The following is a 17,545-nucleotide window of genomic DNA, read 5'->3' as shown; positions in this document are numbered from 1 at the left end:
ATGGAGAAAACCGCACCGATTCCGATGCGGATGGGCGCGTATAAGCGCATTTGACCCAAATGGCAAAAGGTTTCTGCGGGCTCAGACCATCTGACCGTATTGTGCCAGCTGCGCTTCGGTGATCAGCTGAATATCGGCCGCAGTCATCCCTTCGGCACCATATACCTGCGCAACTTCCTGCCCATCGATGAAAACCCTTGTCAGGTTGGCGTTTTCGGCGTCGGCCTCAACCTCGATTGCCGGGTCGGTCTCATCCTCCCACGTCACCAGCAGCTTGTCTTCGCCGGGTTGAAACCCCATCACGGTCACCTGATCGTCGCCTGGGTTCAACACGATGTCATCGGCCCCGTCTCCGCCCGTTACCACGTCTTTGCCGCCTGCCAGAATGGTATCGTCACCCACACCGCCGTTCAGGAAATCCCTTTCGGCGGCACCCTCTTCGATCCCGAAAACAAAGTCGTCTCCATCCCCGCCAAAGACAGTATCCTCACCTTCGCCCCCGTTCAGAACATCATCCCCGAACCCGCCCTGCAACGCATCATCCCCTGCGCCGCCGTCCAGCTGGTCGTCGCCCTGACCGCCAAACAACTCGTCCTCACCCGCACCGCCATCCAGAGTGTCGTCCCCAAAGTGACCGTAAAGGGCGTCATCCCCGTCCTCACCGAACAAAAGGTCGTCATCCGCCTCACCGTGCAGGACGTCATTTCCCTGCCCGCCCGATATCTCATCCGCGCCGTCGCCCCCGTGCAGAACGTCGTTGCCCTTGGCACCGTTTATCGTGTCGTCCCCGCCGTAGCCGTTGATCTGATCGACACCGTCCTGCCCGGTAATCACGTCCGAACCATCGCCGCCAGCAATCACGAGATCGCCTTCAAATTCCGAGATCACAGTTCCGGTGAAGGGCGCCTCGCTACTGTCCGGCGAGGGTTCGGTGTTAGCGTTTTCCGGGTCTTCGACACCCTCGCCGATGACCAGAAATTCACCGGTACCAACCTCGGCCGAAGGTTCACCTTCCGGGTTTTCATCCGGCGTGTCGTCCTCTTCGATCAGAAAATCGCTCATCGCGTAAGCAGCGCCGCCGATGGCGGCCAGTCCAAGCAATCCGGCCAGAAACATGGAACCCCTCCGAAAGCATGATGTTCCGAGGGTGGAATATCCCATTTCGGCCGTCACCGGGTCAACGGTAAACCTTTGAAATGGTTAATCCTTTGTCACCAGAGTTCTGGCTGCTGAGTATAGGCGATATAAAGCGGATGTTTGGGGTGGCCGTCCTTGGTCAGGCCCAGATGGAACAGCGATTGGCCGGTGCCGCGCAACAGGGTTTCCACCGCAGGGCCACGCTCCAGATGCGCGCCATGCGTGCCCCAGGCTGCGATGACCTGATCGGCCCATTGCACGCCGTCCAGAATGGCCGCGTCATTCTCGGGCCCGACCGGATCGGCGGCAGCCCGCATCTTGCGCGGGTCGGTGTCGCGCCACGCAAAGATGTTCGTGACCTGAAACGCCCCGAACCCCAACGCGCGTGCGCGCCGTTCACAGCGTTCCACCGTCGGATCGTTCTGCACCTCGGTCGCGGTTGACGGGTTCAGCATCACAAATAATGCCTTGCGCCCTTCAGGGTCCCAGATGCGGGTCAGGCTATAGCGGTATTTCTCGCAATCGGAATATATGGCGGTCGAGGGCGCGTCGCCCTTGGTGTGGGAACGGGTGATCATGCCCTTCGCCTAACACGACTCTCAGTCGACGAACACCCGGCTGGGGTGCAATTCACCGGATTTATAGATGCCCACGGCCACGGCCTTGCCGTCGAACGATGCCCAGGCCTCGTCGCCGTATTCCACGTCCCCAGCCAGCACCATGCCCGGATTGCCATTGCGCAGGCGGGTGGCGCCTTCGGGTGTGCATTTCAGTTCGGGTAGGTCGGACAGGCCGGTTTCCAGCGGGTGCAGATACTCGTCCAGGGCGGTTGTTTTCGCCATCTCGTCAATCTGCTCGATGCTCAACCCGTCCTCGGCCTCGAACGGGCCGGACCAGATGCGGCGCAGTTCCTTGACGTGGGCGTGACAGCCCAGCGCCTCGCCCAGATCGCGGGCAATCGAGCGGACATAGCCGCCTTTGCCGCAGGTCATTTCCAGCACCACATGGTCTTCGTCGGGGCGGTCGACAAGGATCAGTTCCTCGACCCAGAGGCGGCGGGCGGTCAGCTCCACATCTTCCCCATCGCGGGCCAGTTTATAGGCGCGTTGGCCGTCGATCTTAACCGCCGAGAATTTGGGCGGCACCTGCATGATGTCACCCAGAAACGGGGTCAGCGCCTGTTTGATATCGTCATCCGAGGGCCGCGCATCACTTTGCGCGATCACTTCGCCCTCGGCATCGTCCGTGTTGGTGGCCTGCCCCAGACGCACGGTAAAAGTATAGGCTTTCAAGGCATCGGTGATATAGGGAACGGTCTTGGTCGCCTCGCCCAAGGCAATTGCCAGAACGCCGGTCGCCTCGGGATCCAGCGTGCCCGCATGGCCCGCCTTTTTGGCATCCATCGCCCAACGCACCTTGTTGACCACGGCGGTCGAGGTCATGCCCGCGGGCTTGTCCACCACCAGCCAGCCGGAAATGTCGCGACCCTTGCGTTTGCGTCCCATCATGCACCTTGAATCTTGCTAAGGCGCGCGAGTTAACGGATCACTCTGCCGCTGTCAATTTGCGGGCGTTTCTTCGACGACGCCGACAATCGGCCCCAGCGAGAATCCCAGATCCGAGCGGTTGCTGGCCCGCTCATACATTCGCGAGATATTGCCGTCGAAAAACAGCGCGTTTGGCGTGCCAAGCACATCGCGGAACAGACGTCCGAACTCGTGGAAGGTGACATAATCTTCCGAGATCGCAAACACCGCCCGTGTACCATCGGAACTGGTGCCGACCCCATTGCGAACATAAAGCGAGGTCGAATCGGGCAGGAAACGCGGGTGCAGTTCTCCGTCGATCACCAGCATGGGGCCGGATTGGGTGGCAAAGCGGCAGGTGGGGGCCTGATCCACGTAATCAAGCGTTTCAAACACATCCGCCCGGCCCTTGCGGATGCAGAACACGCCATTGGGCAGCAACCCGAAATTGCCGGGGCCGGGGTTGGTGATCACACGCATCTGCTCCTGGCCGTCCTCGACATAATGGCCAACGGGTGAACGGTCGTCGTGGTACATGCCCGCGTTCATCGCAAAGGTCAGCCGTTCGCCTTCCGGGGCCAGCACTTCGTTGACCGCCGAAAAATGCCCCAATACCTGACCGTCTTCACCGTTCAGAAACAGCCGCAGATCTTCATTGGCGGCATCGACGTTGCAAACCGTATAACGTTTGTCCTCATGGGTCAGCTTTTCACAAGTGACCGCGCCTGCCTGCGCGGCCCAAAGAAGCGTCGCCAATGTGACAAACGTGCGGATCACTCGTCCAGATCGCGGCGCACCGCGTCCTGTTCGAACATGCGGCGGGTGTCGTCCAGACGGTCAAACGTGTCATCCAGCCGAAAGCGCAGATCGGGCGCGAATTTCAGGCCGACTTTCTTGCCGACCATGCGCCGCAGCTCACCCTTGTTGCGGGCCAGAAGTTCGATCACGTCCTCCTGCCCTCTGCCGCCAAGGGGCAGCACATAGGCGGTGGCGATCTTCAGATCGGGCGAGGTACGCACCTCACCCACGGTGATCGACATGCGATTCAGGTCGGGGTCGTGGACATCTCCGCGCGCCAGAACTTCGGACAGGGTGCGGCGGATCAGTTCGCCGACACGCAGCTGCCGTTGGGACGGGCCGGGGCCATCGTGGAATTTGTTCTTTGCCATAATCCCCGATCTAAGCGCAAAGCGGGGCTTTGCCAAGCGGGCGCGAACCGGGTAGGAGGCTTTGAGCCGACTTAACGAAAAGGACCAGCGCAATGACCCATATTCCGGGGATCGTCATCACAGGGGCTTCGGGCCGTATGGGGCAGATGCTGATCAAGACCGTGTCGGACAGCGATCAGGCGCGTCTGGTCGGCGTGGTCGAACGCAAGGGCCATGACTGGATCGGTCAGGATGTGGGCACGGTCATGGGCGGGCAGGCGCTGGGCGTTACCGTCACCGACGACCCGCTGGAGGCCTTTGCGCAGGCGCAGGCAGTGATCGACTTCACCGCGCCCGAGGCGACACTGGACTTCGCCGCGCTGGCCGCGCAGGCGCGCTGTGTGCATGTGATCGGCACCACCGGCATGTCCGACGAACAGATCGCAGCACTGGAACCCGCGTCGCGCCATGCGGTGATCGTACGAGCCGGAAACATGAGCCTTGGCGTCAACCTTCTGGTGCAATTGACCAAAAAGGTCGCAGCTGCGCTGGATGAGGATTTCGATATCGAGATCATCGAAGGTCACCACCATCACAAGGTAGATGCACCTTCGGGCACCGCCTTGATGCTGGGAGAGGCCGCAGCCGAAGGGCGTGGCGTTGAGTTGTCGGACGTGTCCGACCGGGGTCGGGACGGCATCACCGGTGCGCGCAAGCGTGGAGATATCGGTTTTCACGCTATTCGCGGCGGCGACATCGTGGGGGAACATGATGTCCTGTTCGCCGCCCCTGGAGAACGCATCGTCCTGCGCCATCTGGCCACCGACCGCGCCATCTTTGCCCGCGGCGCGTTGAAAGCGGCGCTGTGGGGGCAGGGCAAATCCCCCGGTCAATATGACATGGTGGATGTGCTTGGGCTGTAAGCCATAGACGGGCCGCTCGACGGCGTTACACTCGGGCGTATGCGGAACCTGACATCACGTGTGATGACCGGATTGGTGCTGGTCCTGTTCTATCTGACCCTGCTACCCTTCGTCGCGCAGGGGTTTGACATGATCAGCGTCGGGCTGTCTGAGAGCGCGGCACAGAAAAGCTACTTGTTTGCCTATGACCAGAGTGTCGCTAATGCGGCGATGATGTTGCATATCCTTGCCGGAACGGTGTTGGTGGCTCTTGTGCCGCTGCAGCTGCTGAAAGGGCTTCGGCTGAAATACAATCGGTTTCACCGCGGCTTGGGTGTGGCTCTGATTGCGTCGGCTTTGATCACCGGACTGGCAGGAATGACCTATATCCCCCTGCGGGGAACGATCGGTGGACCGATGATGTCTGCAGCGTTTTTCTTGTATGGGCTCTGCCTGTTCACTGCAGCTCTGATGGTGGCGCGCATGGCTGTAATCGCGGATCGTGCTGGCCATTGGGCATGGGGTCTGCGTCTGTTCTGGCTGGCGCTGGGGTCGTGGCTCTACCGTGTGCATTATACGGTTTGGTATCTGTTGACCGGCGGGTTGGGGTCAGAGCCTGATTTCTCGGGCCCTTTCGATTTGGTTCAGAACTTCGCGTTCTTCGTACCGTACCTGCTGGCTACGCAGATTTGGATCGCGCGTAGCCGATCTGCTCATCGGGGGGCTCTGATCACAAATCCCTGATCTTGTCGGCGCGCAGCGGGCAGGCGAGGTAGACGCCAAATTCCTGACCGATATCAGCGCTGACGCGGGCGTGCACCGCACCCTGCCGATCGAGGAACCGCTGGTTGTCTTCAACCGGGAATATCCCCTCGTGCCAGATACCGGGATGGATATACAGCCCGCGCGAACCGTCGCACCAGAACGCCACCACCTTTTCTGGTGTCAGGTTGTCGCCGGGCAACGCGGCAGGAATGATGAAGGGCTTTTTGTCGAGTGGCCAGAACATCTGCCCGCCATCCGGGTGATAGTTCATGTGCCACAGCAGCACCTGATCGCGGGGCGCTGTTTGGCGGCTTGTCTGTGCCTGCTGCGGATCGGTGGACCAGCCGAGGACATAGTGGCCATTGACCGCTTCGTTCTCGCCATAAAGCACGTCGCCCTTCCACTCACCACGAAAGGTGCCTTCGACCCAGCCGCCTTCATCGCCGGTGCCTTCATCGATCGGCCGCCAGCCCTGCTGTGGCCAGCGGGTGATCTCGATCTCGAACTCTTCGGGATCATCGACCAGACACCCATAGCTTTTGACCGAGGCGTCCGTTGCGCGGATCAGGGGAACCTCGTGCCAGGGCAGCGAGGGTTTGGTGCTGGCTTCAAAGATGTATTCCGGGGCGTTCATGCGGCCTCCATGTGCTTGTCGACCATACGCTGCACCATCGGCGCAAAATGTGCAAAGTCAGGTGTTTCCATGTCGGCGCGTTTCCCGGCCTCATCCAGATAGCGGACCTGAATGATCTCTTTCAGGTTCGGGTTGGCTTCGAACGCGGCAACTTCTTCGGCGCTCATCGGACCACCTTGCAGTTCCAACGTGTGAACCGACGCCGCGGACAGGCGATTGAAATACTCGGGTTTGGTGGCACAAAGATACCGCTTGGCTGCCACGTGATAGCGGCAGCAATCGGTGATGACCGAGGGGAAGAACTGCTCCAGCACCTCGGCGCCCGCGTCCTCATGATGACGGTCTTCGGTGTCGTCGGGGTGGTAGGTGCCGAACTCGGATGTGAAATGGCCGATGTCGTGCAGCAAGGCGCCCACGATAATTTCCTCGGGCAACCCGTTCTGCTCGGCAATGGTTGCACCTTGCAGCATGTGCTGGGCCATGGTGACAGGCTCGCCCAGATATTCTTCACCGCCGCGGCGCGCAAAGATGTCACCGATGAAGGCAACGATATTGTCCCGGTTCAGGGTCGAGAAATCAGGTTTCATTCCGCCGCCTCCGGTTGGGTCATTTCCATCGCCGCCAGTGTGGACAGCAATCCGTCCTTGTCGGCGTAACATCCCTGCAACCAGCGCGATCCGGCCCCGGAATAGCCAAGCCGCGCGTGCAGGACGCGGGTGTTGTCGACGATAAAGCTTTCCCCCGGTTCCAGTTTGAAGGAAACGCCCATCGCCGGATCGTCGATGATATCCCCCAATTGGCGATAGGCCGCGTAATAAGCCTCCATCTTGTCAAACGGCACGTCTACGAAAGGGGCAGAAGAGCGGTTGTTGAAGCGGATGCCGATCAGCTCGCCATCCGGCGACAACTCGATCATCGGGCGGCGCGACCGCAGGCAGACCCCGTCCGAGCCCTTGTATTCGAACCGCGCCGGATATCCGGCCAGCAGGGCAAAGCCTTCGGGGTTTGCGTCACGCAGTTTTTCGATGGCGCGGAAGCCGTCAACAACGATGGACTCCCCACCTTCAGCCGAGTTTTCCAGACAATAGAGGATTTGCAAGGTCGGCACCGGGTCGCGATAGGGGTTGTCGGTATGCGCCTGAAGGCCAAGCCCGGTATAGGCAAGGTTTGTCGGGTTCACTTCGGTCCGCACCTCGAAATAGGGGCCATAATTGGTTTCGCGGACATAGCCGAACAGGTCAGCGACCTTCAGCAACGATTCAGGCTCGGTCGGGCCGCCGGTCAGCTTGGCAAAGCCGAACTCGGCCACAGCGGCCAGCCAATTGCGCTTGGCAGCCGGGTTGGCATGGACCTCGTTCCAATCGCCGCTGGGCGCGGCGATGCCACTCTCCCAGGTCGTGATGCCGGCGGCGATGCGACCCAGCGCAATGTCATGATCGCGGTCATAGCTGTTTTCGGCCAACCAGTCCGCCGGGAAGGTAACGGTTTTGCCCTCAGGCTGGAACGTGACTTGCAGGTCACCCGCGACCACCTCGACTGAACTGACCGAAATGTCGGCAGGAATATCGCCGATGGTGATCAGGCGCTGACCGTTGCCCGTTGCGCGGGTATCAGCGTCCAGCGCGTTGTCGCGCAGCCAGATGGCGTGGAAACGGGCCTTGGTCCCGGTATCAAACGCGACTGTAACAATCGAGGTGTCGTGGGTGGCGGTGCGCAGCATTGGGGGTCTCCTGTTCGGCGCGGGCTTTGGTTGAGCAGATACGCCGTTCGTGGCATTACGACAATTAATCCTTATTTCGGCTGAGGCTTGGAAAAACTAATGGCTAAGAATAAGACCGGATTACCGCCGCTGGATTGGTTGCGCGTGTTCGAAGCCGCCGGGCGGCTTGGCGGGTTCTCGGCCGCGGCGAAAGAGTTCGGGTTGACGCAGGCCGCTGTCAGCCAAAGGATCGGCAATCTTGAGGCGTGGCTGGGCCGGTCCCTGTTTGTGCGCGAGGCGCGCGGCGTGTCGCTGACGGTCGAAGGTGAAAGCTATCTGCCGCTCGTGCAGGACAGCCTGCTGGCGTTGGAACGCAACACCGAGGATCTGTTTGGAAAATCGCCACGCGAACTCAGGGTCGCCGGGTTGTCGTCAAACATTCACGCCCTTGTTGTACCAGCCCTGCCTGTGTTCCGAAATCTGCGCCCCGAGGTGCGGGTGATGACCGACTCGGTTGCGCGCCGGTCGTCGCTGGATGAGGAACGCACCTGGCTGCAAATCCGCTATGGTCGCGGCGTGTGGACCGGGCGCGACGCGGCATTGATCGCGCGCGAGGTGCTGGTGCCGATGGCCGCGCCGGGCGTTGAATGGGGTGCCCCCCTGATCGATCTGCGCGGCGAGCGTCCGGGCTGGCGCGAGTGGAACCGGAAATACGGGCACGGGGACGTCGCGCCATCTCATGTCAGTTTCGATTCGATGGAACATGCTGTTTCGGCGGCAAGGCGCGGAATGGGGGTTGTGCTGGGCTCGGTTCCGCTGGCGTCCGGTGATCTAAAGGATGGCCGGTTGCGCAGGTTAGAGCTGCCAGAGCTGCAAACCAAGGACGGGTATTGGCTGACATGGCCCGAAGATAGGTCGCAGTCCAGGAAACAGCGCGCCCTGATCGATGATTTTCTGAAGGCGCTGCGCGGCTGAGGGCCTAGAAATCGATGGCGATGCCTTTCTTTTCCCAATCACCGTAACGGGCGGGGTCCAGCCCATCGCGCCCGCCCAGTTCCTTGGGCATTTCCCTGGCTTCGGCCTGGGCTTTTTGGCGGCGTTTTTCCGCTTCGGCCAGCGCGCGTTGGGCGGCGGGGGGCAGGTCTTTGCGGTCGTCACTCATGACATCGGGTTCCTTTCCGTGCATAGCCTTGATATACGCCCGCGTCCGCCAATGGCAATGCGGGCACAGGTCACATGAAGGCGGTACCATGACAAACAGCGCGACAGCAGCACGGCGCAGCGCAATCTATCTGTTGGATCAGGTTCTGGGCGAAGGCCGCCTGTTGTCTGAATGCCTCGCTGCGGGCGCTTTGGATCGGTTGGGGCCAGAGGATCGCGCGCGTGCCCAGCGGCTGGCCTCGGAAACCCTGCGCGGGCTGGAGCGCGCCGACCGTCTGCTGGACAACCACCTGAACCGAACACCCGCCCTGACCGTACACAACGCGCTGCGGCTGGGCGCGGTCGAACTGTGCAGCGGGGAAGCCGCGCATGGGGTGGTGAACTCCATGGTTGAAATCATCAGTCGCTCGCGCAAGCACGGGCGTCTGAAAGGGCTGGTGAATGCCGTTTTGCGCAAGGTCGCGTCCGAGGGGCCCGAAGCATGGCCGAAAATGCGTGTCCCGCGCCTGCCGGAGTGGTTGCGAGACCCGCTGATCGCGGCGTGGGGTGCCGAAGCAGTTGCCGGAATGGAACAGGCGCATTTCGCGGGCGCACCGCTGGACCTTACACTGAAGCCGGGGGCGGAAAGTCCTTCGGGCGAAAAACTTCCCACCGGGTCTGTGCGTATTCTGGATGCGGGTCAGGTCTCGGCCTTGCCGGGATACAAGGCTGGGGATTGGTGGGTGCAGGACGCGGCAGCCGCGCTGCCGGTGCGTGTTCTGGCACCGAAGGCGGGCGAGAAGGTGTTGGACCTTTGCGCGGCACCGGGCGGTAAAACCATGCAACTGGCTGCGGCGGGCTCGGATGTGACGGCGCTGGATGTATCCGCGGCGCGCACAGAACGCGTGCGCGAAAACCTAGCGCGAACCGGATTGACGGCAGAAGTCATCGTGGGTGACGCGCTGGACCATCAGGGTCAGTACGACGCGATTTTGCTGGACGCGCCCTGCTCGGCCACGGGTACGATCCGCAGGCATCCTGACTTGCCCTTTGCCAAGGATGGCTCGGAAATTGCCGGATTGATCGAATTGCAGGCGCAGATGCTGGCCCATTCGTGGACGCTGCTGAAACCTGGCGGGCGGCTGGTCTATTGCACCTGTTCGCTTTTGCCGGATGAGGGCGAGGTTCAGATCGAAGACGCGCTGGGCATGTATCCGGACATGCGTGTTGATCGCGAGGCACTAAAGCTCTCCGGCATCGAAGACAACTGGATCACCGAGGAAGGCGGCCTGCGTCTACGGCCCGACTACTGGCCCGATCGCGGGGGTATGGACGGGTTCTATATCGCCTGCCTGAACAAATCCGCCTGAGTGCACGCTTTTCGATGACTTGACGATCGGCGCGGTCTATCGTTGGGTCTCAAGCGCCAGCAGAGCGCAAGGGGCAGAGTAACACGCGCATGTCAAATTCGGACACCATGGCCAGTCGGTGGATGCGGTTGCAGAACCGTTTCTACGCGCGTCTCAGCCAACGGCAAAAGGCAGCTACGGGGTTTGTTGCGCAGCCCCAGCCGCGCACCGTTGGTTCGTTTGCGCGCGGGCGGCAGCTGGTTGCGGGGAATCTCTTGTTCGCCGGCTATCTGGTCGAGGCAGACGATACCGCGTTGTGGGATGTTGTTGCCCCCAGCGCCGGCTTTGATGAGGAACGCCATGGTTTTGCATGGCTGGATGATCTGGCCGCTGTCGGTGATATGCGCGCACGGGAAAAAGCGCAGCGCTGGGTCTGGGGCTGGATCGAGGCGCATGGCCGCGGGCAGGGCCCGGGCTGGGTGCCTGACCTGACCGGGCGGCGGGTGATGCGCTGGATCAACCATGCACTCTTTCTGCTGCGCGGGGCAGATGAGAAGCAAAGCAAACTGTTCTTTCGGTCTTTGGCGCAGCAAACATGGTTCCTGTCCAAGCGCTGGCAGGCCGCGACACCCGGGTTGCCGCGTTTCGAGGCGCTGGCCGGTCTTGTGCAAGCCGGGTTGGCGCTGGAGGGGTTGGAGCAGATGGCCGATCCGGCCCTGCGGGCTTTGGCTGGCGAGTGTGACCGGCAAGTGGATGCGCAAGGCGGTATTCCAACACGCAACCCGGAAGAGCTGCTTGAAGTGTTCATGCTGCTCAGCTGGACGTCGGCGGCGCTCAGCGATCTTGGACGCGGTACACCTGTCGCGCAGGCCAAGGCGATCAAGCGGATTGCACCGACCTTGCGCAGTCTGCGCCATGCGGATGGCGCGCTGGCGCGGTTTCACGGCGGTGGGCGCGGGGTCGAAGGGCGGCTGGAACAGGCGCTTGCGCAAAGCGGCGTCAAGCACAAGGCGGCGACCGAACTGCCAATGGGCTATGCCCGCCTGTCCGCAGCACGCACCACGGTGATCGTGGATGCCAGCGCGCCGCCGTCCGGAGCGGCCTCATTCAACGCGCACGCATCCACGCTGGCGTTCGAGCTGACCTCGGGGCGTCGCCCTTTGATCGTGAATTGTGGATCGGGGGCCAGTTTCGGGTTGGATTGGCGCCGTGCCGGGCGTGCGACCCCATCTCACTCAACCCTGTGTCTGGACGGGTTCTCGAGCGCGCGGTTGGCCAACCCGTTGCCGGGCCGCGAAAGTCAGGCGCTGGTCGATGCGCCGCGGGACGTTCCGGTCGATTTTGAAGATGCGTTCGAAGGCATCCGTTTCATGGCTGGGCATGACGGATATGTCAAAGTCTTCGGGCTGACCCACGCGCGCACATTCGAATTGCGCTTTGACGGGCGTGAGCTGACGGTCGAGGATATTCTGCTGACCGCAACCGACAAGGCCAAGCGTCAGTTCGACAGGGCGATGGACGCCTCGGGCCTCAAGGGCATTGGCTATGACATCCGTTTTCATCTGCATCCTGACGTTGATGCTGCGCTGGATCTGGGCGGGGCGGCAGTGTCGATGGCGCTCAAAAGCGGCGAGATCTGGGTTTTCCGCCATGATGGTGTGGGAAAATTATCCGTCGAACCAAGTGTTTACCTTGAAAAAGGCCGTTTAAAGCCACGCGCGACAAAACAGATCGTTCTATCTGGCCGCGTAATGGAGTATGCGACGCGCATCCGGTGGACGCTGAGCAAGGCGCAGGATACAGCCTATGCCGTGCGCGATACGCACCGGGACGAGCCCAAGTTTGACTGACGCCAAAAGGACCTTTGGACCCATGACCGACCTTCACCCCGTGCGCCGCGCGTTGCTTTCCGTTTCCGACAAGACCGGGCTGATCGAGCTGGGCAAGGCGCTGTCCGAGCGCGGGATCGAATTGCTGTCGACTGGCGGCACTGCCAAGGCGCTGCGCGATGCAGGGCTTGAGGTGCGCGATGTCAGCGAAATTACCGGGTTCCCCGAGATGATGGATGGCCGGGTCAAGACGCTGCACCCGATGGTGCATGGCGGGTTGCTGGCGCTGCGCGACAATGACACCCACGTCGCGGCGATGGAGGAACATGGCATCGGTGCCATCGACCTGCTGGTCGTGAACCTCTACCCGTTCGAGGCAACCGTCGCTAAGGGCGCGGGTTATGACGAATGTATCGAGAATATCGACATCGGTGGCCCGGCGATGATCCGCGCGGCCTCAAAAAACCATACCTTTGTGAACGTGGTGGTGGATGTCGAGGATTATTCCTCCTTGCTGGATCAGCTGGAAGAAAACTATGGCAAGACATCCTATGGCTTCCGCCAGTGGCTGGCGCAAAAGGCCTATGCCCGAACAGCGGCCTATGACGCCGCCGTGTCGAACTGGATGGCCGATGCGCTGCAACTGGACGCCCCAACGCGCCGCGCATTTGCTGGCGAGTTGAAGCAGACCCTGCGGTATGGTGAAAACAGCCACCAGCAGGCAGCGTTCTACACGGACGGCACCAACCGCCCCGGCGTCGCCACCGCCGTTCAGCATCAGGGCAAGGAACTGAGCTATAACAACATCAACGACACAGATGCGGCTTTTGAGCTGGTGGCCGAGTTTGATCCGGCGAAAGGCGCGGCTTGCGCCATCATCAAGCACGCCAACCCTTGCGGTGTAGCCACAGGTGCAACCCTTCTTGAGGCGTACAAGGCGGCATTTGACTGCGACCGCACCTCGGCCTTTGGCGGCATTGTTGCGCTGAACCAGCCGCTGGATGAAGAAACAGCGCAAGAGATTACCGGCATCTTCACCGAGGTTGTGATCGCCCCCGGTGCCTCGGACGAGGCCAAGGCGATTTTTGCCGCCAAGAAAAACCTGCGCCTGCTGACAACCGAGGCGCTGCCGGATGTAACCGAAGGTGGCAAAACCGTCCGTCAGGTGGCTGGTGGGCTGTTGGTGCAGGATAAGGACAACGGGTTTATCGGCATGGACGACCTCAAGGTCGTGACCAAGAAAGACCCGACCGACGCTCAGATGCGTGACCTGCTGTTCGCGTGGAAAGTGGCCAAGCACGTCAAATCCAACGCCATCGTCTACGTCAAGGATGGCGCAACCGTGGGTGTTGGCGCGGGGCAGATGAGCCGCGTGGATTCGGCCCTGATCGCGGCCAAGAAAGCCGAACGTATGGCCGAAACGCTGGGCTTGCCGCAACCGCTGACCATCGGTTCCGCCGTGGCATCGGATGCGTTTTTCCCCTTCCCCGACGGGTTGATGGAAGCCGCCGAAGCGGGCGCGACCTGCGTCATTCAGCCGGGCGGGTCCATGCGCGACGATGAAGTGATCGCCGCAGCCGATGAGGCCGGTCTGGCGATGGTCTTCACCGGTATGCGTCATTTCCGTCACTGATGCGGTCACGCCTGCTTCTCTGGGCGGCCTTGGCCGCCTTCGCGATCGACCAGATCAGCAAATATCTGGTCGTTCACGTCCTGCGCGTGGCTGAACGGCCCGACGGTATCGATGTTCTGCCACCGCTGCTGGTGTTCAAATACGGCGAGAATCGGGGCATCAATTTCGGCCTGTTTCAGGGCGACTCTGAGGCTGCGCGCTGGTTTTTGATCGGTGTGTCCGTGGTGATCTGCATCGGTGTGCTTGTCTGGCTTGGTCGTTCGACGCGTTCGAAATTCATGTTGTTCTGTGGCGGCATGCTGATCGGCGGAGCGCTTGGGAATGTGGTCGACCGGCTTCTTTATGGGTTTGTTCTGGATTTCCTGAACATGTCCTGCTGTGGCATCAACAACCCGTTTGTGTTCAACTTGGCGGATGTGTTCATATTCGCCGGAGCGCTGGGGCTGGTTTTGTTTGACGGCAAAAAGCCCTCGTGACGCGCGGAATGATATGCGATAAAAGCGCCTGAAACAGGCTGGAGACACCAATGCGGATGCCGCGCGCCATATTTGTTCTGACAGTTGCCGCTGCGGTTGCGGCATGTTCGAATCCCGGACTGCGGGATCTGGCGCCTCCGGGACAGGGTCCGGATGAGTTTTCGGTATTGCCGGTCAAGCCGCTGACCCAGCCTCAGGATTACGCGTTCCTGCCGGCACCGACGCCGGGTGGTGGAAATCTGACAGACCCGACCCCTCAGGCCGATGCGGTGATCGCGCTGGGCGGTAATGCCGCCGCCCTGAACCCCAATGCCGGTGTGCCGTCGTCGGATGCAGCGCTTGTGACGGCGTCCAGCCGTTATGGCGTGCCAGCCGATGCACGGCAAGTGGTCGAAGCCGAGGATGCCGCGTTCCGCAAACGCCGGGGCCGCTGGACCGGTCTGCGCCTGTTCCCCGTCGACCGCTATAATCAGGTCTACGAACGCCAGTCGATCGATCCGTATTCGGAAACCGATGCCGCCCGCCGGGCCGGGGTCGAAACCCCGACCTCGCCCCCGAATGAATAATTCTTAACTTTCCGTCATCGGGCTTGAACCCGGGCCGCACCACCGTAGTTTGAATACTATAAAACGAAACGGAGGATGCCCCATGGTTCGGGCCCTGGCCTTGTCGGCTGCCCTGATCGCCACCACCCCGGCTTTTGCCGGGGGCGGGAAAGAAGCGGTCACCACATTCACTTTGGACAACGGCATGAATGTCGTCGTGGTCGAAGACCATCGCGCGCCTGTCGTGCAGCACATGGTCTGGTACCGCGCCGGATCGGCGGATGAGCCGATCGGATCGTCGGGTGTCGCGCATTTTCTTGAACACCTGTTGTTCAAGGGCACAGATACTTTGGCGCCAGGTGAGTTCTCGGCTACCGTCGCGGCCAATGGCGGCAACGATAACGCGTTCACCTCGTATGATTACACTGCCTATTTCCAGCGCGTCGCCGCCGACCGGCTTGAGTTGATGATGCGCATGGAATCGGACCGTATGCGGAACATACGCCTGAGCGATGAGGATATCGTGACCGAGCGCGATGTGATCCTTGAGGAACGCAACCAGCGCACCGAAAACAACCCGCGCGCCCTGTTCGGCGAACAGATGAGCGCGGCACAATACCTCAATCACCGTTATGGCGTGCCGATCATCGGCTGGAAGCACGAGATGGAAGAACTGGAACTGGAAGACGCGCTGTCTTTCTACCAGACCCACTACGCGCCCAATAACGCCATTCTGGTTGTCACCGGAGACGTTGATCCCGCCGAGGTTCGCACTCTGGCCGATCAGTATTACGGTGTGATTCCCGCCAATGCGGATTTGCCGGAACGGGTCCGGTCGCAGGAACCCCCGCAAACCGCCGAACGTCGTCTGACTTTCAAGGACCCTCGCGTGGCGCAGCCCTACATCCAGCGCAGTTACCTGGCGCCGGAACGCGATCCGGGCGATCAGGAAAAGGCGGCAGCCCTGTTTCTGTTGGCGGAACTTCTAGGGGGCAGCACGACCTCTTACCTGAACGAAAAGCTGCAATTTGATCAGAAAATGGCTGTTTATACCGGGGCGTTCTACCGTGACGTGTCGCTGGATGACACAACATTCGATCTGCTGGTCGTTCCCGCCGAAGGGGTTTCCCTGCAAGAGGCCGAAGATGCCATGGACCAGGCCGTGGCCGATTTCATTGCCGAAGGTGTCGACGAGGACGATCTGAACCGCATCAAGATGCAGTTGCGGGCCGCGCAGACCTATGCGCGCGACAATGTGGACGGGATCGGCAACCGCTATGGGCGCGCCCTGACCAGCGGCCTGACAATACAGGACGTGCAGGCATGGCCTGATATTCTTCAGGCTGTGACCGGCGACGAAATCATCGCCGCCGCCCGCGATGTTCTGCAACCCGAGGCGTCGGTCACCGGCTGGCTGATGCGCGATGATGAGGTAACGCAATGAAACGGTTTCTCGCAACGCTGATTGCCTGTCTGGTTGCTCTGCCTGCCTTGGCCGAGATCGAGATTGAAGAAGTGACCTCGCCCGGCGGGATCACCGCATGGCTGGTCGAGGATCACTCGATCCCTTTCACCGCGCTCGAGCTACGCTTTCGTGGCGGTACGTCGCTGGACGACCCGGACAAGCGCGGCGCCGTCTATCTGATGAGCGGGCTGATCGAGGAAGGGTCCGGCGAAATGGACGCGCGGACCTATGCGCGCGAGCTTGAGGCGCTGGCCGCATCGTTCCGCTATAACGCCGGTGACGACACGGTTTCGATTTCCGCACGTTTTCTGACCGAAAACCGGGATGAGGTCGCCGACCTGCTGCGTGAGACGATTCACGAACCGCGCTTTGATCAGGACGCGGTTGACCGTGTGCGCGCACAAATCCTGTCCGGGCTGCGATCAGATCAGACCGACCCGAACGAGATTGCAGGCCGCAACTTTGCCCAGATCGCCTATGGCGATCACCCTTATGGTTCCGAAGGCAAGGGCACGATCGAAAGCGTCTCGGCGCTGACACGGGATGATGTGGTAACGGCGTATGAAAGCGTTTTTGCCAAGGATCGTCTTTATGTGGGGGCCGTCGGCGATATCACGGCCGAAGAACTGGGCGCATTGCTTGACACATTGCTCGCCGACCTGCCGGAAACGGGCAAGCCCATCCCGGGCAAGGCCAACGTGACCATCCCCGGCGGGATCAGTGTTGTCGAGTTTGACACCCCGCAATCCGTGGCGCTGTTTGGCCATGCCGGAATAGATCGGGACGATCCTGATTTCTTTGCCGCCTATATCCTGAACCACATCCTTGGCGGTGGCGGGTTCGAAAGCCGTCTGATGCAGGAGGTGCGTGAAAAGCGTGGCCTGACCTATGGGGTTGGAACCTATCTTGTGCCCAAGGATCTGGCCTCGGTTTACCTGGGGTCGGTGTCATCGGCCAATGACCGCATTGCCGAGGCGATAGAGGTTATTCGCAACGAATGGGCGCATGCTGCCACCGAAGGGGTGACGCAGAAGGAACTGGACGATGCCAAGACCTATCTGACTGGCGCTTATCCGCTGCGCTTTGATGGTAACGGGCAGATTGCCGGGATCATGGTGGGGATGCAGATGGAAGGATTGCCCATCGACTATATCGCCACCCGCAATGACAAGGTGAACGCGGTCACACTGGAAGACGTGAACCGCGTTGCATCCGAACTGTTGGACCCGGACGGCCTGCATTTCACTGTTGTTGGAAAGCCGGTTGGGCTGGAAACTACCAACTGAACTGCAAGGGG

At 61.1% G+C, this 17,545-nt stretch carries 19 protein-coding genes; 10 read left to right on the top strand and 9 right to left on the bottom strand.

The window, feature by feature from the left end; genetic code table 11:
• Window positions 1-81: 81 nt before the first annotated feature.
• From ACR0DS_RS18100 to rbfA, 5 genes are all read right to left on the bottom strand, one after another.
• Entirely contained in the window at window positions 82-1,116 is a 1,035-nt protein-coding gene (locus ACR0DS_RS18100; protein ID WP_480560521.1) for a calcium-binding protein, read from the bottom strand.
• 95 nt (window positions 1,117-1,211) lie between these two features.
• The gene (locus tag ACR0DS_RS18095) at window positions 1,212-1,715 is read right to left on the bottom strand and encodes a DUF1643 domain-containing protein (protein ID WP_209598417.1); all 504 of its coding nucleotides are present in this window, start codon (window positions 1,713-1,715) and stop codon (window positions 1,212-1,214) included.
• Between the two features lie 21 nt (window positions 1,716-1,736).
• Window positions 1,737-2,642, bottom strand: a complete 906-nt coding sequence (truB, locus tag ACR0DS_RS18090) for a tRNA pseudouridine(55) synthase TruB (RefSeq protein ID WP_480560544.1) — start codon at window positions 2,640-2,642, stop codon at window positions 1,737-1,739.
• Window positions 2,643-2,696: 54 nt separating this feature from the next.
• A complete protein-coding gene (locus ACR0DS_RS18085; RefSeq protein ID WP_480616880.1) occupies window positions 2,697-3,440 on the bottom strand; it encodes a phosphodiester glycosidase family protein in 744 nt (247 codons plus the stop codon).
• Window positions 3,437-3,832, bottom strand: coding sequence for a 30S ribosome-binding factor RbfA (rbfA, locus tag ACR0DS_RS18080; protein ID WP_209505090.1), 396 nt, complete (start codon window positions 3,830-3,832; stop codon window positions 3,437-3,439). Before rbfA ends, ACR0DS_RS18085 begins: the two co-directional genes overlap by 4 nt.
• 92 nt (window positions 3,833-3,924) lie before the next feature.
• Between rbfA and dapB the strand changes: the two genes are divergently transcribed.
• Entirely contained in the window at window positions 3,925-4,734 is an 810-nt protein-coding gene (dapB, locus tag ACR0DS_RS18075) for a 4-hydroxy-tetrahydrodipicolinate reductase (RefSeq protein WP_480482833.1), read from the top strand.
• A gap of 39 nt (window positions 4,735-4,773) precedes the next feature.
• Window positions 4,774-5,457, top strand: coding sequence for a DUF2306 domain-containing protein (locus ACR0DS_RS18070; RefSeq protein WP_480560517.1), 684 nt, complete (start codon window positions 4,774-4,776; stop codon window positions 5,455-5,457).
• Here ACR0DS_RS18070 and ACR0DS_RS18065 read toward each other — a convergent pair.
• The 3 genes from ACR0DS_RS18065 to tmpA are packed head-to-tail and all read right to left on the bottom strand — an operon-like array spanning window position 5,444 to window position 7,832.
• Window positions 5,444-6,112 carry an ureidoglycolate lyase gene (locus ACR0DS_RS18065; protein ID WP_480560515.1) on the bottom strand — a complete coding sequence of 223 codons (669 nt, stop codon included), beginning with the start codon at window positions 6,110-6,112 and terminating at the stop codon, window positions 5,444-5,446. The two genes, ACR0DS_RS18070 and ACR0DS_RS18065, sit on opposite strands and share 14 nt — an antisense overlap.
• Window positions 6,109-6,699, bottom strand: a complete 591-nt coding sequence (gene tmpB / locus ACR0DS_RS18060) for a (R)-1-hydroxy-2-trimethylaminoethylphosphonate oxygenase (protein ID WP_480560513.1) — start codon at window positions 6,697-6,699, stop codon at window positions 6,109-6,111. Before tmpB ends, ACR0DS_RS18065 begins: the two co-directional genes overlap by 4 nt.
• The gene (gene tmpA / locus ACR0DS_RS18055; protein WP_480560511.1) at window positions 6,696-7,832 is read right to left on the bottom strand and encodes a 2-trimethylaminoethylphosphonate dioxygenase; all 1,137 of its coding nucleotides are present in this window, start codon (window positions 7,830-7,832) and stop codon (window positions 6,696-6,698) included. Before tmpA ends, tmpB begins: the two co-directional genes overlap by 4 nt.
• A gap of 99 nt (window positions 7,833-7,931) precedes the next feature.
• Here tmpA and ACR0DS_RS18050 point away from each other — a divergent pair, with 99 nt between their 5' ends.
• Window positions 7,932-8,786: a LysR family transcriptional regulator gene (locus tag ACR0DS_RS18050; protein WP_480560509.1), complete on the top strand. Its 855-nt coding sequence runs from the start codon at window positions 7,932-7,934 to the stop codon at window positions 8,784-8,786.
• Window positions 8,787-8,790: 4 nt separating this feature from the next.
• Here ACR0DS_RS18050 and ACR0DS_RS18045 read toward each other — a convergent pair whose 3' ends face one another.
• A complete protein-coding gene (locus ACR0DS_RS18045) occupies window positions 8,791-8,973 on the bottom strand; it encodes a DUF1674 domain-containing protein (RefSeq protein WP_480560507.1) in 183 nt (60 codons plus the stop codon).
• A gap of 88 nt (window positions 8,974-9,061) precedes the next feature.
• Here ACR0DS_RS18045 and ACR0DS_RS18040 point away from each other — a divergent pair, with 88 nt between their 5' ends.
• The 7 genes from ACR0DS_RS18040 (at window position 9,062) to ACR0DS_RS18010 (ending at window position 17,534) form a co-directional block, all read left to right on the top strand.
• A complete protein-coding gene (locus tag ACR0DS_RS18040) occupies window positions 9,062-10,321 on the top strand; it encodes an RsmB/NOP family class I SAM-dependent RNA methyltransferase (protein ID WP_480560505.1) in 1,260 nt (419 codons plus the stop codon).
• Window positions 10,322-10,410: 89 nt separating this feature from the next.
• Complete coding sequence (locus ACR0DS_RS18035) at window positions 10,411-12,150, top strand: heparinase II/III family protein (protein ID WP_480560503.1); 1,740 nt, start codon at window positions 10,411-10,413, stop codon at window positions 12,148-12,150.
• Window positions 12,151-12,172: 22 nt separating this feature from the next.
• Window positions 12,173-13,762 carry a bifunctional phosphoribosylaminoimidazolecarboxamide formyltransferase/IMP cyclohydrolase gene (gene purH, locus ACR0DS_RS18030; protein ID WP_480560501.1) on the top strand — a complete coding sequence of 530 codons (1,590 nt, stop codon included), beginning with the start codon at window positions 12,173-12,175 and terminating at the stop codon, window positions 13,760-13,762.
• Window positions 13,762-14,238 carry a signal peptidase II gene (lspA, locus tag ACR0DS_RS18025; RefSeq protein WP_480487777.1) on the top strand — a complete coding sequence of 159 codons (477 nt, stop codon included), beginning with the start codon at window positions 13,762-13,764 and terminating at the stop codon, window positions 14,236-14,238. Before purH ends, lspA begins: the two co-directional genes overlap by 1 nt.
• A 50-nt stretch (window positions 14,239-14,288) precedes the next feature.
• The gene (locus tag ACR0DS_RS18020; RefSeq protein WP_480482853.1) at window positions 14,289-14,804 is read left to right on the top strand and encodes a DUF3035 domain-containing protein; all 516 of its coding nucleotides are present in this window, start codon (window positions 14,289-14,291) and stop codon (window positions 14,802-14,804) included.
• Window positions 14,805-14,886: 82 nt separating this feature from the next.
• On the top strand, window positions 14,887-16,227 hold the full coding sequence (locus ACR0DS_RS18015) for a M16 family metallopeptidase (RefSeq protein WP_480487775.1): 1,341 nt from the start codon (window positions 14,887-14,889) through the stop codon (window positions 16,225-16,227).
• Window positions 16,224-17,534, top strand: coding sequence for a M16 family metallopeptidase (locus tag ACR0DS_RS18010; RefSeq protein WP_480560499.1), 1,311 nt, complete (start codon window positions 16,224-16,226; stop codon window positions 17,532-17,534). The genes ACR0DS_RS18015 and ACR0DS_RS18010 overlap by 4 nt, the downstream gene beginning before the upstream one ends.
• The last annotated feature ends 11 nt before the right edge of the window (window positions 17,535-17,545 follow it).

The sequence above is a fragment of the Ruegeria sp. AF5 genome (assembly GCF_056541905.1).
This window is presented reverse-complemented; position numbering and strand designations above follow the sequence as displayed.

Bases quoted from the DNA above. Each gene is read 5' to 3' on its own strand.
- ACR0DS_RS18100 (WP_480560521.1), bottom strand. From the start codon at position 1,116: ATGTTTCTGGCCGGATTGCTTGGACTGGCCGCCATCGGCGGCGCTGCT.
- ACR0DS_RS18095 (WP_209598417.1), bottom strand. From the start codon at position 1,715: ATGATCACCCGTTCCCACACCAAGGGCGACGCGCCCTCGACCGCCATA.
- truB (WP_480560544.1), bottom strand. From the start codon at position 2,642: ATGGGACGCAAACGCAAGGGTCGCGACATTTCCGGCTGGCTGGTGGTG.
- rbfA (WP_209505090.1), bottom strand. From the start codon at position 3,832: ATGGCAAAGAACAAATTCCACGATGGCCCCGGCCCGTCCCAACGGCAG.
- dapB (WP_480482833.1), top strand. From the start codon at position 3,925: ATGACCCATATTCCGGGGATCGTCATCACAGGGGCTTCGGGCCGTATG.
- ACR0DS_RS18070 (WP_480560517.1), top strand. From the start codon at position 4,774: ATGCGGAACCTGACATCACGTGTGATGACCGGATTGGTGCTGGTCCTG.
- ACR0DS_RS18065 (WP_480560515.1), bottom strand. From the start codon at position 6,112: ATGAACGCCCCGGAATACATCTTTGAAGCCAGCACCAAACCCTCGCTG.
- tmpB (WP_480560513.1), bottom strand. From the start codon at position 6,699: ATGAAACCTGATTTCTCGACCCTGAACCGGGACAATATCGTTGCCTTC.
- tmpA (WP_480560511.1), bottom strand. From the start codon at position 7,832: ATGCTGCGCACCGCCACCCACGACACCTCGATTGTTACAGTCGCGTTT.
- ACR0DS_RS18050 (WP_480560509.1), top strand. From the start codon at position 7,932: ATGGCTAAGAATAAGACCGGATTACCGCCGCTGGATTGGTTGCGCGTG.
- ACR0DS_RS18045 (WP_480560507.1), bottom strand. From the start codon at position 8,973: ATGAGTGACGACCGCAAAGACCTGCCCCCCGCCGCCCAACGCGCGCTG.
- ACR0DS_RS18040 (WP_480560505.1), top strand. From the start codon at position 9,062: ATGACAAACAGCGCGACAGCAGCACGGCGCAGCGCAATCTATCTGTTG.
- ACR0DS_RS18035 (WP_480560503.1), top strand. From the start codon at position 10,411: ATGTCAAATTCGGACACCATGGCCAGTCGGTGGATGCGGTTGCAGAAC.
- purH (WP_480560501.1), top strand. From the start codon at position 12,173: ATGACCGACCTTCACCCCGTGCGCCGCGCGTTGCTTTCCGTTTCCGAC.
- lspA (WP_480487777.1), top strand. From the start codon at position 13,762: ATGCGGTCACGCCTGCTTCTCTGGGCGGCCTTGGCCGCCTTCGCGATC.
- ACR0DS_RS18020 (WP_480482853.1), top strand. From the start codon at position 14,289: ATGCGGATGCCGCGCGCCATATTTGTTCTGACAGTTGCCGCTGCGGTT.
- ACR0DS_RS18015 (WP_480487775.1), top strand. From the start codon at position 14,887: ATGGTTCGGGCCCTGGCCTTGTCGGCTGCCCTGATCGCCACCACCCCG.
- ACR0DS_RS18010 (WP_480560499.1), top strand. From the start codon at position 16,224: ATGAAACGGTTTCTCGCAACGCTGATTGCCTGTCTGGTTGCTCTGCCT.